Source organism: Amycolatopsis sp. NPDC104775 (assembly GCF_055583325.1).
Window position 1 is genome coordinate 468,419 of sequence record NZ_JBVJOE010000006.1, and the last position, 15,460, is coordinate 483,878.

Annotated in this window: 19 protein-coding genes; 11 read left to right on the forward strand and 8 right to left on the reverse strand. The window is 69.0% G+C overall.

Annotated features, from left to right (window positions below; all coding sequences use genetic code 11):
• Positions 1 to 6: 6 nt before the first annotated feature.
• Entirely contained in the window at positions 7 to 414 is a 408-nt protein-coding gene (locus ACZ63D_RS28350) for an MmcQ/YjbR family DNA-binding protein (RefSeq protein ID WP_465357386.1), read from the reverse strand.
• A 50-nt stretch (positions 415 to 464) separates the two neighbouring features.
• Between ACZ63D_RS28350 and ACZ63D_RS28355 the strand changes: the two genes are divergently transcribed.
• From ACZ63D_RS28355 to ACZ63D_RS28385, 7 genes are all read left to right on the forward strand, one after another.
• On the forward strand, positions 465 to 1,988 hold the full coding sequence (locus ACZ63D_RS28355) for a PucR family transcriptional regulator (protein ID WP_465357387.1): 1,524 nt from the start codon (positions 465 to 467) through the stop codon (positions 1,986 to 1,988).
• 118 nt (positions 1,989 to 2,106) lie between these two features.
• A complete protein-coding gene (locus ACZ63D_RS28360; protein WP_465357388.1) occupies positions 2,107 to 3,369 on the forward strand; it encodes an NAD(P)/FAD-dependent oxidoreductase in 1,263 nt (420 codons plus the stop codon).
• Positions 3,370 to 3,376: 7 nt separating this feature from the next.
• Complete coding sequence (locus ACZ63D_RS28365) at positions 3,377 to 3,547, forward strand: hypothetical protein (protein ID WP_465357389.1); 171 nt, start codon at positions 3,377 to 3,379, stop codon at positions 3,545 to 3,547.
• An 85-nt stretch (positions 3,548 to 3,632) separates the two neighbouring features.
• Positions 3,633 to 4,079: a GreA/GreB family elongation factor gene (locus ACZ63D_RS28370; RefSeq protein WP_465357390.1), complete on the forward strand. Its 447-nt coding sequence runs from the start codon at positions 3,633 to 3,635 to the stop codon at positions 4,077 to 4,079.
• Positions 4,080 to 4,106: 27 nt separating this feature from the next.
• Positions 4,107 to 4,337, forward strand: a complete 231-nt coding sequence (locus ACZ63D_RS28375) for a hypothetical protein (protein ID WP_465357391.1) — start codon at positions 4,107 to 4,109, stop codon at positions 4,335 to 4,337.
• An 803-nt stretch (positions 4,338 to 5,140) separates the two neighbouring features.
• Positions 5,141 to 5,968: a choice-of-anchor P family protein gene (locus ACZ63D_RS28380; RefSeq protein ID WP_465357392.1), complete on the forward strand. Its 828-nt coding sequence runs from the start codon at positions 5,141 to 5,143 to the stop codon at positions 5,966 to 5,968.
• The gene (locus ACZ63D_RS28385) at positions 5,965 to 6,543 is read left to right on the forward strand and encodes a class F sortase (protein ID WP_465357393.1); all 579 of its coding nucleotides are present in this window, start codon (positions 5,965 to 5,967) and stop codon (positions 6,541 to 6,543) included. Before ACZ63D_RS28380 ends, ACZ63D_RS28385 begins: the two co-directional genes overlap by 4 nt.
• Before the next feature lie 58 nt (positions 6,544 to 6,601).
• Here ACZ63D_RS28385 and ACZ63D_RS28390 read toward each other — a convergent pair whose 3' ends face one another.
• Positions 6,602 to 7,096, reverse strand: a complete 495-nt coding sequence (locus tag ACZ63D_RS28390; RefSeq protein WP_465357394.1) for a MarR family transcriptional regulator — start codon at positions 7,094 to 7,096, stop codon at positions 6,602 to 6,604.
• Positions 7,097 to 7,229: 133 nt separating this feature from the next.
• Between ACZ63D_RS28390 and ACZ63D_RS28395 the strand changes: the two genes are divergently transcribed.
• Both ACZ63D_RS28395 and ACZ63D_RS28400 read left to right on the forward strand, forming a co-directional pair.
• Positions 7,230 to 8,603 carry an FAD-binding oxidoreductase gene (locus ACZ63D_RS28395; protein WP_465357395.1) on the forward strand — a complete coding sequence of 458 codons (1,374 nt, stop codon included), beginning with the start codon at positions 7,230 to 7,232 and terminating at the stop codon, positions 8,601 to 8,603.
• A 147-nt stretch (positions 8,604 to 8,750) separates the two neighbouring features.
• Positions 8,751 to 10,517, forward strand: coding sequence for an MFS transporter (locus tag ACZ63D_RS28400; protein WP_465357396.1), 1,767 nt, complete (start codon positions 8,751 to 8,753; stop codon positions 10,515 to 10,517).
• On the opposite strand, the gene ACZ63D_RS28405 is transcribed toward ACZ63D_RS28400, so the two are convergent.
• The 4 genes from ACZ63D_RS28405 to ACZ63D_RS28420 are packed head-to-tail and all read right to left on the reverse strand — an operon-like array spanning position 10,483 to position 13,090.
• Positions 10,483 to 10,698: a DUF1737 domain-containing protein gene (locus ACZ63D_RS28405; RefSeq protein ID WP_465357397.1), complete on the reverse strand. Its 216-nt coding sequence runs from the start codon at positions 10,696 to 10,698 to the stop codon at positions 10,483 to 10,485. The genes ACZ63D_RS28400 and ACZ63D_RS28405 overlap by 35 nt on opposite strands.
• Before the next feature lie 4 nt (positions 10,699 to 10,702).
• The gene (locus tag ACZ63D_RS28410) at positions 10,703 to 11,125 is read right to left on the reverse strand and encodes a barstar family protein (protein ID WP_465357398.1); all 423 of its coding nucleotides are present in this window, start codon (positions 11,123 to 11,125) and stop codon (positions 10,703 to 10,705) included.
• Positions 11,126 to 11,132: 7 nt separating this feature from the next.
• Positions 11,133 to 12,500: a DHA2 family efflux MFS transporter permease subunit gene (locus ACZ63D_RS28415; protein WP_465357399.1), complete on the reverse strand. Its 1,368-nt coding sequence runs from the start codon at positions 12,498 to 12,500 to the stop codon at positions 11,133 to 11,135.
• The gene (locus tag ACZ63D_RS28420) at positions 12,497 to 13,090 is read right to left on the reverse strand and encodes an NADPH-dependent FMN reductase (RefSeq protein WP_465357400.1); all 594 of its coding nucleotides are present in this window, start codon (positions 13,088 to 13,090) and stop codon (positions 12,497 to 12,499) included. The genes ACZ63D_RS28415 and ACZ63D_RS28420 overlap by 4 nt, the downstream gene beginning before the upstream one ends.
• A 65-nt stretch (positions 13,091 to 13,155) precedes the next feature.
• On the opposite strand from ACZ63D_RS28420, the gene ACZ63D_RS28425 reads away from it, so the two are divergent.
• Complete coding sequence (locus ACZ63D_RS28425) at positions 13,156 to 13,761, forward strand: TetR/AcrR family transcriptional regulator (protein WP_465357401.1); 606 nt, start codon at positions 13,156 to 13,158, stop codon at positions 13,759 to 13,761.
• Positions 13,762 to 13,911: 150 nt separating this feature from the next.
• Positions 13,912 to 14,406, forward strand: a complete 495-nt coding sequence (locus ACZ63D_RS28430) for a HEAT repeat domain-containing protein (protein ID WP_465357402.1) — start codon at positions 13,912 to 13,914, stop codon at positions 14,404 to 14,406.
• 78 nt (positions 14,407 to 14,484) lie between these two features.
• Here the strand turns inward: ACZ63D_RS28430 and ACZ63D_RS28435 are convergent, their stop codons facing one another.
• Positions 14,485 to 15,156: a peptidylprolyl isomerase gene (locus ACZ63D_RS28435; RefSeq protein WP_465357403.1), complete on the reverse strand. Its 672-nt coding sequence runs from the start codon at positions 15,154 to 15,156 to the stop codon at positions 14,485 to 14,487.
• Positions 15,157 to 15,198: 42 nt separating this feature from the next.
• Complete coding sequence (locus ACZ63D_RS28440) at positions 15,199 to 15,453, reverse strand: DUF2631 domain-containing protein (RefSeq protein WP_452076898.1); 255 nt, start codon at positions 15,451 to 15,453, stop codon at positions 15,199 to 15,201.
• Between the last annotated feature and the right edge of the window lie 7 nt (positions 15,454 to 15,460).

The following is a 15,460-nucleotide window of genomic DNA, read 5'->3' on the forward strand; positions in this document are numbered from 1 at the left end:
GATCGCTTATCGAGCCGGACGTCCGGCCAGCCACGCTTCGCGCCGGCGCGGGGACGCACGGGACAGCCAGGCGTCCTCGACGACCTCGGTCAGCTCCTCGCGCGTCAGCTCGCCGAGGCGGGAGGCGCGGACGAGCACCGACAGGTGGCCGTCGAAATGCGGAGTGGTGAAAAACGGGCTGTCCGGGTCCTGGACCAGCGCTTGTTTGTCCGATTCGGACGGTACCCAGAACACGATCACGTCCGGATACCGTTCGCCGGTCTCCGGGTCGAAGGCGTCCGGCCGCGGCGTCCGGAAGAACACGAACGATTTGCCGCCGACCTGGTACACCGGGTTTTCCCGCGAGCCGCGCACCACCGTGACGTGGGGCATCCCCAGCGCCAGCTCGTGCACGTCCTCGACCCGCGCCCGCATGATCCCCCACGATACGACTCCCACCGCCCAGCGTCAGGTATGAACAGGGCATGGTCACGCTGGATCGGCTCGTCAACGTCCTCGGCGGGTACGGCGCGCGGTTGTGCTGCTGTCCCGTCGCGCGCGAAGTGGCGTTGCGGGACGTGGTGATGGACGACCCCGCCGACCCGCGCGGGTTGCGCGGCGACGTCTACCTTGCGGTGGGCGTCGAATCGGTGGGGGAGGCCGTGAAGCGGGCCGCTGCGGCGCAGGCGTCGGTCGTGTTGGTGCGGGGAACGACGCCGCCGGCACCAGGGGAGAACGACCAGGTCGCGGTGCTGCTCGTGGACCCGGAAGTGTCGTGGGGCCAGCTCGCGGGCGTGGTCTACGGCCTGGTGCTCGAAGGCCGCGAGACGGAATCGGGCCGCGGCCCGACCGACCTGTTCGCGCTGGCCGACAGCCTCGCCGACGCGCTCGGCAGCGCGGTCACCATCGAGGATCAGCTGTCGCGGGTGCTCGCGTACTCCAGCCGCCAGCAAGGGGCGGACCGGGTGCGGCTGGAGACGATTCTCGGGCGGAGAGTGCCGGACGAGGTGCGCGAGCTGTTCGAGCGCCGCGGCGTGTTCGCTCATCTCGCTGCCTCGGACGAGCCGTTGTTCGTGGAGGCCGATTCCGAACACGGGCTTACCGGGCGCATGGTCGTCGCGGTTCGGGCCGGGCGCGAGACGCTCGGATCGATCTGGGTGGAGTGCGAGGAGCCGCTGTCGGATGTCCGGCGCACAGTCCTGCACGACAGTTCCCGCACGGTCGGGCTGCATCTGCTGCGGTCGCGGGCAAGCGCTGACCTCGAACGGCAGGTCGAATCGGACCTGGTGATCCGCCTGCTGGAAGGAACTCCGGACGCGGCGGCCGTGCTGAGCAGGCTCGGCTTGCCGCCCGGCCGGTTCCGCGTGGTGGCGCTCCAGGCGCACATCGCCGACGAACGGCACGCCGCGCTGCTGCTCGCGTTCGAGCGCGCGACTACCGGGTTCGGCTGGTCGCGGCCGGGCCGGAGCACGCTGTTCAGCAACACCGTCTACACCGTCCTGCCCGGCGAGGACGTCGAAACCGCCCGCGCGTGGATCGACGGGATCCGCGACGCCTTGCCCGCGCAGGTCACTGTCGCGGCGGGGATCGGCGCGCCCGCGTCCACCGCGGAACTCCCGGCCAGCCGACGCGAATCCGACGAGTGCCTCGCCCTGCACGACGTGCGCCCGAAACCCGGCGCGACCGTCGCGTACGACGAGTCCTGGGACGACATCCTCATCCTCCGCCTGCGCGCCGCGGCGGCAGCGGGACGAGCCCCGGCACGCGGTCCCATCGCGGATCTGGCCAGGCACGACGCGGCCAACTCGACCAGTTACGTCGCGACCCTGCGCGCGTGGCTCGAAACCCAAGGCGACCTCACCGAAGCGGCCGAACGGCTCGGCGTGCACCCCAACACCATCCGCTACCGGCTCCGGAAGATGGCCGACGTGACGCCGCTGCGGCTCGACCTGCCCGCGAAACGGCTCGCGATGATCATCGAACTGGCCGTCGCCGATCCGCAGGGTTGACCGATCCGGACAAATCGGCACGCTCCGGTTGGCCGATCTCGACAAAGACCGCCCGCCGAATCCGGGTCATCCTGGCCGCATCAGCACAACCAGCGGCACGGCTCGGCGGAGGAACACCATGGGCGATCTCGATCGGAAGGGCGGCGGGCCGCGTTCGGCGATCGTGGTCGGCGCGGGCATCGTCGGCCTGTCGACCGCCTGGTTCCTGCAGGAACGTGGCGTGCGGGTAACCGTCGTCGACCGCGAGGGCATTGCCGCGGGCTCGTCGTGGGGCAACGCAGGCTGGCTCTCGCCCGGATTGGCGATCCCGCTCAACGAACCCGCCGTCCTCCGTTACGGCCTGCGCACCTTGCTCGACCGGCAGGCTCCGCTGCACGTCCCGGCGACGCCGGACCCGCGGCTGTGGCGGTTCCTCGCCCGCTTCGCGGCGAACTGCACCCCTCGGTCGTGGGGCCGGGCGGTGCGCGCGAACCTGCCGTTCAATGAAGAATGCCTTGAGGCGTTTGACATCCTGACCGCGAATGGCGTGGACGCGCCAACCATCGACGCGCCCATCACTGCCCTGTTCGAGACGCAAGCGAAAGCCCAAACGCTGGTCAAGGAACTGGACCGGCTCGGCGACGCCGGGCAGAAAGTGTCCTGGACCCAGCTCGCCGGGCCGGAGCTGCGCGAGCACTTCCCGCAGGTCACCGACCGGATCGGAGCCGGCATCCGGATCGACGGCCAGCGCTACGTCGATCCCGGCCGGTTCGTGGAATCGCTCGCCCGCGCGGTGGTCAGCCGCGGCGGGATGATCCGGCACCGGTTCGAGGTCGCCGCGATCCGCCGGCATGAATACGCATACACAGTGCTGTCGGCGAACGGGCAGACCGCCAACGCCAACGCCGTCGTGCTCGCCACCGGTGCTTGGCTCGGCGAGCTGGCGCGGAAATGGGGCGTGCGCGTCCCGGTGCGCGCCGGTCGCGGCTACTCCTTTACCGTGCCGACCGACGAGCCGGTGCCGAGCCCGATGTACCTGCCGGACATCCGGGTCGCCTGCACGCCGTACCAGGGCGGGCTGCGGGTGGCCGGGACGATGGAGTTCCGCAAACCGGACGACCCGCTGTACCCGGCCCGCGTCGACGCGATCATCGCCTCGGCCCGGCCGCTGCTCAAGGGCCTGCGCTGGGACCAGCGCACCGACGCCTGGGTCGGCTCGCGCCCGGTCAGCGCCGACGGCAGGCCGGTGATCGGCCAGACCGGCGCGCCGGGGATGTACGTCGCGGGCGGGCACGGCATGTGGGGCCTGTCCCACGGCGCGATCACCGGAAAGCTGCTCGCCGAGCAGATCGTCACCGGCAGGCAGCCGGAAGCTCTGCGGCCCTTCGACCCGCTGCGGTGAGGCCCGCGTGTCCGCCGAACCCGTCCCGCTGACCACGGACGAGCACGCCGAACTGCTCTTCCTCCGCGCGGAGAACGCCTTGCTGCGCACCGAAAGAGACATCCTCGTGAAAGCGGCGGGCTGGTTCGCCGCCGACGCCGGCGTGCTCGACCGCCGCACCGAGCCCAAGCCCCGCTGACCGCCGCGGGACTCCTCGAAAGTCCGTGGGGGCTGGCCGCGTTTTGCTTGCCCGGCCCCCACGGACGTCCTCTGAAAGGCATCACATGTCGACCATCTCTTCGCGCCCCTGGCTGACCGCCGACGCGCACGCCCGCCTCGCCGCGGAACTCGCCGCCTTGCAGCGCGAACCTGACCTCGGCGAAGACGACCAGTTCGACCGCAGGCAACATCGGCAGGCGCGGATCCGGCAGCTCCAGGACTTGCTCGGCAACGCCGTCGTCGGCGAAGACCCGCCCGACGACGGAATCGCCGAGCCCGGGATGGTCCTGACCGTCCGCTACGACGACGGCGGGATGGAGACGTTCCTGCTGGGCGTGCGCGACGAGATCGGCACCGGTCTCGAAGTGTGCTCGCCGGATTCGCCGCTCGGGCGGGCGCTGCACGGAGCCAGGCCGGGGGAGCAGCGGGAGTACGAGGTGCCCAGCGGCGCACTCGTGCGCGTCACCCTGGTCGAAGCCCATCCGTATGGGCGCTATCGGAGCCATGGCTGAACCCCGATTTGTGATTACCCTGGCTGTGTGACCGACGAAGAGCTCATCATCGAGTTCGCCCTCGCCCGGCTCGACAACCCGAGCCTCGACCTCGAGGAAGTCGCGGCTCTTCTCGTGCGCCGCGTCGGACCGGACCACATGCTCGGCTTCGCCGCGCGCAACCTCGAGACCCGCGGCGAACTCCGCGGCGCGATGTTCGAATCGGCCGTCGAACACGTCTTGCGCGTGGTCCTGACCCTGCGCGGCCCGGCTGACTGAGCGGTGGACGATTCGCTGACCTGCGTGGACAACCCCCGGCATTGACCGCGGCTCTGAGCCTCGGCAGCTGATTCGCTTGTTGCGCCGGGCGACCGGGCCTCGACCGCGACGAGGAAACGGTGCGGTGCGAATCGCTGGCGCGCTGGGAAGACCGCTCTTCCTCGCCTTCCGCCGAGCCGCCCGATGCGGGGACGCCTTCGGCGGGCGGGAACCCGGACCGGGATTTTCTACCAGGCTCCCGTCGCCGTGGAGTGGAAAGCGCAACCGGAGAATGCGCCCCGGAATCGTTTCCGTGCCGCCCGCGATCGCGTTGCCGCTGGTCACCCTCCTGGGTGCGAAAACCGTATCCTTTTCCCCGTTCGCTCGTTCCGTCCCGGTTGATTCCATTGTGGACAATTTCCGTCTGGCCGGGCGCCGGTCGCGGGGCGAATTGGCGAGCCGGGAATGCAGGCACGGCCACGGTAGCGGTCACATCACAGCGAGTGTCCACTTGGCACCCTTCGCAGGATCACCCCTCCGGGGAGAATGGCCAGCAATCCACCATCGGGGCGGCGGTTCCGGTAGCTCAGCGTGAGAAAACCGCGCCGACGAAGCCGTGTTACATCACTCTTTAGTGGTGAAATTGCGATAATTGTCGTCACCGGAAGCGGAGGGCGGGCGCGCTGCGCAACGGATCTTGCTTTGCGTTTCCGGGGCGGCTTGATAATGTCGCGGCCTGCCGGTGACCGACAGTTGTGCTCGGTCGCGCGTGGATTCGGGGATCCGTGCGGCGGCTTCATTCTTGATGTTCGGAAGGACAATTCATGCGTTCTGCCCTGCTGCGCGGACGGACCGTCGGCCTCGCCGTTCCCGCGCTGGCTCTGCTCGCCACCGCCGTCGCCCCGTCGGCGCTCGCCGCCGAGTCGCCCGCCGGGTCGGCCTACGGCGCGTCCGCTTCGGTTTCGCTGCTGCCGGGCGTGCTCGGCGACAAGGGGATCACGGTCGACACCGGCAAGATCGCTCCCTCCTCGACCGCGGGCCCGGAGTCCGCGCAGGTGGTGAACGTGCCGTTGAAGGGCCTGGTCACGGCGAAGGCGATCAGCAGCTCGGCGAAGCAGGACGGTAGCAGCGGCCCGGTCGACGCGAAGGCCTCGATCGTCGACGCCGCGCTCCCGGTGCTCGCCCCGCTCGCCGGGTCCACCCCCACCGCCCGCGTGATCAGCTCCGAGTGCAAGTCCACCCCGGACGGCATCACCGCCTCGTCCGAGCTGGCCGGCCTCGACCTTGGCAAGATCGGCAAGCTCCCGGTGTCGGCCAAGCCGAACCAGAAGCTCGGCATCGACGGCGTGCTGCAGGTGATCGTCAACGAGCAGATCAAGCACTCCGACGGCAGCCTCACCGTGAACGCGCTGCACATCAAGCTCCTCGGCGGCGACGTCACCGGCGCGCTCGGCAAGGGCGACATCGTGCTCGCCTCCGCCACCTGCGCGAAGGTCGCGGGCAACCCGGTCACCCCGCCGAGCACCACCAAGCCCAGCGAGCCGAGCCAGCCGGGCACCCCGCCCGCCGAAGGCCCCGGCCAGGTCAAGGTCGTGCCGGTCGGCGCGCCGGAGACCGGTGACGGCACGCTGGCCGCGGTGACCGCCCGGTGATGCGTTCCCGCTTCGGGCTTTTCGCGCTCCTGCTGGCTTTCGTCGCGAACTTCGCCCTCCTGGGCTGCGGTTCGGCGGACACCCCGCCCGCCGCCCCGGCGAGTTCCGCGGCGGCCGCGCAGCAGGTCGCGGACCCGGTGTCGCTCGACGTGCCCAGCATCTCCGCGCATTCGTCGCTGGTGCCGCTCGGCCTCAACGACGACAAGACCGTCCAGGTGCCGCCGGTGGACCAGCCGCTGCAGGCGGGCTGGTACCACTTCGGTCCCAAACCGGGCCAGATCGGGCCCGCGGTCGTCCTCGGCCACATCGACGGCAACCACCAGAAGGGGATTTTCTGGCGGCTGCACGAGATGAAGAAGGGCGACAAGATCATGATCGGACGCAAGGACGGGTCGACCGCCTCGTTCACGGTGACCAAGGTGGACCAGATCGCGAAGAAGACGTTCCCCACCGAAGCCGTGTACGGCAACACGACCGACTCGCAGATCCGGCTGATCACCTGCGGCGGCGCGTTCGACGCCGAGAAGAAGAGCTACCTCGACAACATCATCGTGTACGGCACGCTCGACAGCTGAGCGGCCGGTACCGGGGCCTCGTCGTTTCGCGCTCGGGCGAAGCGGCGAGGCCCTCGCGTCATTCCCCGGAAAGTTCGTCGGTCGCGGCCCGGCCCGCTTCGGCGGTGCGGCGCAGGAAGCCGGCGATCAGCATGAGCTCGTCTTCGGTGTACCCGGCGCACAGGTCGTCCATCGCCGAACTCATCCCGCTGTACACGCGAAACAGTTCCTGCGTGCGTCCCGGCACCGCCCGCACCGTGACCGCGCGCCGGTCGGCCGCTTCGGGATCCCGTTCGCGCACCACCCAGCCGCCGCGCTGCAGCCGGTCGAGGATGCCGGTCACGGTCGCCGGATGCAGGCCCGCGCGCCGGGCGAGCGCGCTCGGGCTCAGCGGTCCGGCCGACGAGATCAGTTCGAGGCAGTCGAGGTCGACGTCCTTGAGTTTCAGCCGTCCGCCGACCTGGTGGTTCAGCAGCGACAGCTGATTGCGCAGTTCCCGCAGCGACTCCTTGAGGGCCGCCGTGGTGCGCCGCCTGCGCCGCGCCGTCTCCGTTCCGGATGCTCCGGAAGCCATCTGCTCCGCCCTCCCGTTTCTCGCTGGTCAGCGTAGCCGGGCGGGCGCCGGTCGCCCGATACGCCGGACGGGCGGCCCGGTTTCCGACCTAACCTGGCGGGGAAAGCGGACCGGAACCACGCGGGAGCCCCCCATGCTGATCGACGACCTGCACACCGTCCTGACGGATGACCGGATCGTGCGGGACCCCGACGTGCTGCGCAGCTTCGCGCACGACGAGGCGGAATGGGCCCCGTACGGCGAACCCGCGGTCCTGGTTCGCCCGCGCACCGCGGACGAGGTGCAGGCGACCGTCCGGCAGTGCATCAAGCACGGCACGCCAGTGGTGCCGCGCGGCGCGGGCACCGGATTGTCCGGCGGAGCGAACGCGCTGGCCGGATGCGTCGTGCTGGCGACCGACCGGATGACCAAGATCAAGGAAATCGACCCGGTGGAACGGCTCGCCGTCGTCGAACCCGGTGTGGTCAACGACGATCTCCGCGCGGCCTGCGCGGAACACGGGCTGTGGTATCCGCCGGACCCGGCCAGTTCGCCGTGGTCGACCATCGGCGGCAACGTCGCGACCAACGCGGGCGGCGTGTGCTGCGTGAAGTACGGCGTGACTCGCGACTACGTGCTCGGGTTGCAGGTCGTCACCGGCACCGGCGAACTGGTCCGGCTCGGCCGCCGCACCGCGAAGGGCGTGGCCGGATACGACCTCGCCGGCCTGATGGTCGGGTCGGAGGGAACGCTCGGCGTCATCACCGAAATCACCGTGCGGCTGCGGGCGAAACGCGCGCCGGAGGCGACCGTCGCCGGGTATTTCGACTCGACCGTCGAGGCGGGGGAGGCGGCAGCGGCGATCCGCGCGGCCGGGATCGTGCCGTCGGCGCTGGAATTGGTGGACCGCCATTGCCTGGCCGCGGTGGACGCCTGGAAGAACATGGGCCTCTCCGCCGACGCGAACGTGGTGCTGCTCGGCCGCAGCGACGTGCCGGGCGGGCACGAGGCCGCGGTGATGGTGGAGTGCTTCGAGAAGGCGGGCGCGACCTGGGCCGCGCAGTCGACCGACGAGGCGGAGGCGGACGCGCTGTTCGCCGCCCGGCGGCTGGCGTACCCGGCGCTCGAACGACTCGGCCCGGTGCTCACCGAGGACGTCTGCGTGCCGACGCATCTGGTCCCGGAAATGCTCGCCAGGATCGATCTGGCCGCGCAGCGGCACAATACGCAAATCGCTAATATCGCGCATATCGGCGACGGAAATCTGCATCCGCTGCTGATTACTCCGAGCGGGGACGACGACGCGCAGCGCCGCGCGCAGGCCGCTTTCGACGACATCGTCGCCGACGCCCTCGAACTCGGCGGGACGGTGACCGGCGAGCACGGCGTCGGCCTGCTCAAACGGCCGGGGCTGGAGAAAGAGCTGGGCCCGGCCGTTCTCGGCCTGCACCACGCGGTCAAGAACGCCCTGGACCCGCACGGGATCCTCAACCCGGGAAAGGTCGTCGGGAGTCCCGCGCAGCGGTAACTCGACCGGGTGAAAGTAAATAGTCCACAAAGGACAGTGATGCGTTTGTGACCCTTGTCTCCCAGTCGTTTTCTTTTGTTGGTTGCCTACCGCAAGCAACTTGCTTAGCCTAGCTAAGGGAACGGCTGGGAGAGAGGGTTTTCGACAGTGGCGGAGCGCAGGACGTATTCGATCGCGGAACTCGGTCCGCGGTACAAGTGGATCGCGCTGTCCAACACGACGCTCGGGATGCTGATCGCGACGATCAACTCGTCCATCGTGCTGATCGCGCTGCCCGACATCTTCAAGGGCATCGGCATCAACCCGCTGGAGCCGTCGAACACGAGCTACCTGCTGTGGATGATCATGGGCTTCCTCGTGGTCACCGCGGTGCTGGTGGTCGCGTTCGGCAGGCTCGGCGACATGTACGGCCGGGCCCGGATGTACAACCTCGGCTTCGCCGTGTTCACCGTTTCCTCGATCATGCTGGCGATCACCTGGTTCGACGGCGACGCGGCCGCGCTGTGGCTGATCGGCTGGCGGATCGTGCAGGGCGTCGGCGGCGCGTTCCTGATGGCGAACTCGTCGGCCATCCTCACCGACGCCTTCCCGGCCAACCAGCGCGGGCTCGCGCTCGGCATGAACGGCGTCGCGGCCATCGCGGGCTCGTTCCTCGGCCTCGTGGTCGGCGGCGTGCTCGCGCCGGTGAACTGGAACCTGATTTTCCTGGTGTCGGTGCCCTTCGGCGTGATCGGCACGGTGTGGGCCTACCTCAAACTGCACGACACCGGCGTCCGCCAGCACGCCAAAATGGACTGGTGGGGCAACATCACCTTCGCCCTCGGCCTCATCGCCGTGCTGGTCGGCATCACCTACGGAATCCAGCCCTACGGCACTTCGCAGACCGGGTGGGGAAGCCCGATGGTGCTGTCCTGCCTGATCGGCGGCGTCGCGGTGCTGATCGCGTTCCTCGTGATCGAGACGAAGGTGCCCAACCCGCTGTTCCGGTTGTCGCTGTTCCGGATCCGCTCGTTCAGCTGGGGCAACCTGGCGAACCTGACGGCGTCGCTGGGACGAGGCGGGCTGCAGTTCGTGCTGATCATCTGGCTGCAGGGAATCTGGTTGCCGCAGCACGGTTTCACCTTCGAGCAGACGCCGCTGTGGGCCGGGATCTACATGCTCCCGCTGACCATCGGCTTCCTGGTGGCCGCGCCGACGTCCGGCATCCTGTCCGACCGGATCGGCAGCCGCGCGCTCGCCTCCGGCGGCCTGGTCATCACCGCGCTGACGTTCCTGCTGCTGACGCTGCTTCCGGTGAACTTCGACTACTGGGCGTTCGCCGGGATCCTGTTGCTCAACGGCATCGGCATGGGCATGTTCTCCTCGCCCAACCGGGCCGAAGTGATGAACAGCCTGCCCGCCGACGCGCGAGGTTCCGGCGCGGGCATGATGACGACCTTCCAGAACGCGGCGATGGTGCTGTCGATCGGCTTCTTCTTCAGCCTGATCATCGCCGGCCTGTCGGACCACCTGCCGATCGCGATGTCGCAGGGCCTGACCCAGCACGGCGTCCCCGAGGCGGCCGCGCAACAGGTCGCCCACCTGCCCGCGGTCGCGGTGCTGTTCGCGGCGTTCCTCGGCTACAACCCGATCCAGCAGCTGCTCGGCGGCCAGCTCGCGCACCTGCCCGCGGACCAGGCGAACTTCCTGACCGGCCGCAGCTTCTTCCCGAACCTGATCTCGGGCCCGTTCCAGGACGGCCTCGCGGTGGCGTTCGGCTTCGCGATCGTGGTGTGCCTGATCGGTGCGGTGGCGTCGTTGCTGACGAAGGACAAAAAGAAGGCGTCGGAGTCCGTGGGCGAGGAACTGGCCGCGGTGGCTGGGGAATCCGGCAGCGGGCCTAGCGAGCTGGTTGCTCCGCGGAGCGATCGGTAATCGCTTCCGGCCAGAGCACGGCTTGGGCGACGATCACGTTCTCGCCGTTGAAGGTCAGCGCGGGGCCCTCGTGCAGGCGGTAGCCGAGCGCGAGGGCTTCGCTGACCCGGCGGCAGAAGGCAGCGTCGTCGGGACCGGTGAGGACTCGGTAGGCGGGGAGACCGTCGGGGGGTGTGCTCATGGGGTCATGATTTCAGGGTTGCCGCCGTGGTGGCTACGAAGATCGCTACGGATTTCGGTGGTCCGGAAGCGCCGTCCGGGTGCATCGGGAGGGCGGCGATGTCTTTCAGCACCCACAGGGCGGTGGCGAACTCTTCCGGGGAGTTTTCGGCGAACTCCTTGCTGTCGGGCCAGACCAGAAGCAGTTTGTGCTCAGGGAGTTGCCACAGACCCTCCCAGAGGGAGTCTTCGAGGGCATCCCAGACGTTGAATTTCCCCAGCGGAGGATCCGTCGGCAGCTGCGCTTCCACCTGATCGAAGAAGGACCTCTTGTCCGGGCCGACGCTCGACAGAACCAGCACGCGGAATCCTTCGCGGTCCGCCTGCTCTGTCACCTCGCCAAGGTCTAGCTCAGCGAAGACCGAAAGCCCCGGCTTGATCTCGTTCATAGCCGCGTCAGCGTAATGCCCGGGAAGCTCGGGCCACCAGCAACGCCGTCCCCAAAGCCCCCACCGCGCCCACGCTGATCGCCAGAAACCCCATCCGGAACGCCGCGTCGACATCTGGCAACCGCCCGGCGATCAGCACCGCGAACACCGCACCGCCGAGCGATCCGCCCACCCGCAACAAGATCGTCACCTGCGCGGCAGCATCCGGAAGCCGTTCCGGTGCAACGGTTTTGTACGCCGCGATCCCCATCGGCATGCTCACCAAAGCCACCGACGCCCCGAACCCTGCCAGCAAAACCTGAACCAGAACGCCAGACGCGTCCACCGGCAGGAACGCGAACGGCACCGTGCTCACCACCGCCAGCACCGCACCCGCCAACGCGACCGGCGCGGCGCCATACCGATCCACTGCCCGCCCGGTCACCGGCGCGATCGCCGCCGTCGCACCGGCGAAACCGAGCAAACTCAGTCCGGTGTCAACGAAATCCAGGTGCCGCCCCAGCTGAAAATAGAGCGTCACGACGATCCCGCTGCCGAAGATCAGCGCACCGTTGAAAGCCGCGGCCAGACTGGCTGCCCGGTAAAGCCGGTTGCGGTACAGGGAAAAGTCCAGCAGCGGGTGCGGATGCCGACGGCACCGCGCCACGAACCAAACCAGCAAACCGAGACCAGGCACCAGAATCGGCCACTCGACCCGTCCGGTGTCGCCCCAGGTGGTCACGGTGTACAGAACTGACGGCAATCCGGCGGCGATCAGTGCCAGGCCCGCGAAATCGATTCTGCCGGTGGCCTCCCGGGAGCCGCGGGGCACGTACCGGAGACCGAGAAACAAACCGACCGCCCCGATCGGCAGGTTGATCAGGAACAGCCACGGCCACGAAAGCCCATGCAGGATCAGGCCTCCGGCGAGCGGGCCGAGCGCGGGCGCGACACTCACCGCGATCCCGAGCGTCGCCATCACCCGGCCCAGCCGCGCGGCGCCGACCTGCTGCCCCAGAACGGTTTGCCCGGCCGGGATCAGGACGCCGCCCGCCAGGCCTTGCAGGAAGCGGAAAGCGATGAGCAGCCCGACGTTCGGGGCGACCGCGCACAAACCCGACGTCACGGTGAACGCGGCCAGCGCGAAGAGCCACACCCGGCCCGCGCCGAAACGTCGCGACAGCCAGCCGGTCAAGGGGAGCGACAGGGCGAGCGCGAGCAGGTAGCCGCTCGCGACCCATTGCGTCACCGAGAGATCCGCGACCAAGTCGCTGCTGATCGAATCGAGGCCGATCGTCACGACGGACGCGTCGAGCCCGCTCGCGAACGCGCCGAACACGATGATCCAGCAGATCCGCCACGTCGCACGGTCAATGGGGGCGGTGACACTGGTCATCGCGAATCCCGCAGGGTGCGCAGCGCGGTCGACCAGTCGACAAGTTCGCCCAGCATCCGCGTCAGGATGCCTTCGTGGTGTTCGGCGGGCGCGAAGGTGCCGGGCTCGGCCATGTCGGGGATGACGAAGTCGGTGAACAGGCCCAGCGCGACCTGCGAGCGCACGCAGGCGACTTTCACCTCGGCGAGCGTGAGCCGCAGATGTTCCACGGCGCGCGTGCCGCCGTTGGTGCCGTAGCTGACGAAACCGGCGGCTTTGTCGCACCACTCGGAAAACAGGAAATCGATGGCGTTTTTCAGCGCCGCGGGCATGGAGTGGTTGTACTCGGGGGTCACGAAGACGAAGCCGTCGAAGCTGTCGACGAGTTGTGCCCACCGCCGGGTGTGGTCGTTGCGGTAGCCGCCGATCGCGGCGGGCATCGGTTCATCCAGGAACGGCAGGTCGATCTCGGCGAGGTCGAGTACCTCGACGTCGGCCCGGTCGCCGAGGAAGGCGGCGGCGCGGGCGCGGGTCCATTCGGCGACCTGCGTCGCGCGACGGCCGGGGCGGGTGCTTCCGGAGACGACGGCGATGCGAAGCGGAGAAGTCATGCCCCGAAGGTACAACGCTCGTTGTAGTTTTTGCAACGATCGTTGTACTTCGGCATACTGAGCCGGTGCGGACGGACAAACAGCGTGCTCTGCTCGACGGCGCCCTGCGGGTGTTCGCCCGGGACGGCTACTCGCGCGCCAGCATCGACGTGCTCGCGGCCGAGGCCGGGGTGTCGTCGCGGACGATCTACAACCACTACGGCGACAAGGCCGGGCTGTTCCGCGCGGTGATCCTGGACAGTTCGGACCGGGTCGCCGAAAGGCAGATCGCGCTCGCCGACAAGCTCCTCGGCCGGATCGCCGACCTGGAGGCCGACCTCGTCGAGTTCGGCCTCCAGTGGGCGAAACGCGAGCCGGAAACCGAACCGCACTGGGCGCTGGTCCGGCAGGTGCAGGCCGACCTGGACCACATCGACCCGGAGACGGTCGCGGCGTGGAAGGAACGCGGCCCGACGCGCGTGCGGCTGGCGCTGGCCGGGCATCTGCGCCGGCTCGCCGCGGAAGGGCGCCTCGACCTGGCGGATCCGTCGCTGGCCGCGGTGCATCTCGTGCAGCTCACCGCGGGCAGCGCCGCCGCGGCCGAACCGGGGGAGGACTGGGAAACTCTGGTCCGGTCCGGCGTCGGCGTGTTCCTGCGCGCTTACGCGCCGGGGGTCGCCAGCCGAAGCTGACGGAGCGGATCTTCACCGGATGCTTGGGCGCGCCGTCGAGCGGGAGTAAAGCTGGGGGACGCGGCGGAAATTGCTGGACCGTGGAGCAATCAACCGGAAGAGTGTAGCCGAGTAGATCCGGAATAGAGGCTATGATTGGGGTGCGCTGCCGTGACTTCGGATTTCACGAAGTTCGACGAATTCGTACGCGCGACCAAACCTGGAGGTCGGAGCGACCTCAGTTTCTTGGCGGAAACTCCCCGCGTCGAAGAGTTGATCGCTCGTGGGCTGCGGGAAAACCTGGCCCGCTCCGACTGGCGGTGGTTCCAGACCTATCTTTCTCTGGCCGGGAAACGCCCCTCGGTCCAGTATGTGCCGGTGTTCGCCGAGGCGTTGGATCTGCGTGACGGGGGCGTCCACCCGGGGGACGTGCTCGAATACCTGCTCGACATCAAGGCCCCTTCGTCAGTGCCCGCGATCGAACGCGCGTTGCACTGGCGGCCGGACTGGGACGAGTTCCACGACCTGGCGTTCAAGGCACTCGACGCACTGCTGGCCATCGACGACGATGCGGCGTGGCGGGTGATCGAGTCGGTGCGGGACGACGACAGGGAGCGTGTCCGCGAGATCGCGAGGAGGGTCCTGGCCCAGCGCGAGAACGGCTGACCGGCATCGAAGCGCGATCTCGCCGACGGAACGGCGGTACGCTGGAATCATCGCGTACCGCCGTTGGCCGGACAGCGTTCAGAAACCGAAAGTGACTCGTTCGATCTTCACCGGCTTGGCCGGAAGACCGTCAAGCGGCCCGCGTTCGCTAGGGATGATCCCAGCCGCCACGATCCGGTCCAGCACGTCCATTCCCCGCACCACGCGCCCCAGCACCGAGTAGTTCGCCGGGATGTGCGCGAACGAGTGCACGATGAAGAACTCGCTGCCGTTGGTGCCCGGTCCCTGGTTGCCCATCGCGACCGTGCCGCGCTCGTAGGTCTCCTTGCCGGTGACCTCGTCCGGGAATTTGTAGCCAGGGCCGCCCTTTTCGACCTCGTAGATGTCACCGCACTGCAGGACGCCCAGCCGCGCGGAGTTCGTCAGCCGCCAGCACTGCGAACGGTCGTAGAAGTGCTGCAGCACCAGGCTGGTCATGTTCGCGACGGCGCACGGAGCGGCCCCGGCGCGGTTGAGCCGCACGGTGACCGGGCCGTAGTTGTAGTGGAAGGTGACGTCGACCGTCCCGCGGGTGAGCGCGAACGGCAGCGGACGCAGCACCGGGCGCGCCGCCGGATTGTCCGGCGTCGGCGTGAACGTGCAGCTCACCACTGGTGGCTTCACCGAGGGGGCAGCGCTGGCCGGGGCCGCGGTGCACAGGGAAAGAGCGGCGATGACGGCGGCCGCGAGCGCGGCCCAGCGTGGCTTCATGGGCCCGGAAACTAGCGAATGCCAGGCCTGCGGCGCCAGGGCTTACTTGCGCCAGGCGGTGCGGCTCTTGCGCAGGTCGAGCAGCAGGAGCAGGACGATGAACGCGGACAGCCCGACGAGCCACACGTTCTCCGTGTTGTTCTCGTGGTTGCCCTTGATCATCACCAGCAGGATGGCCGCGGAGACCCAGCCCGCGATGCGGGTGGCCTTCGGGAACGAGCCGTGCCAGCCCCACTCCGCCGACGGCTCGTCGCGCGGGTCGACCTCGGGGCGCTTCTCGACCGCCTTGCCTGCCACGACCACT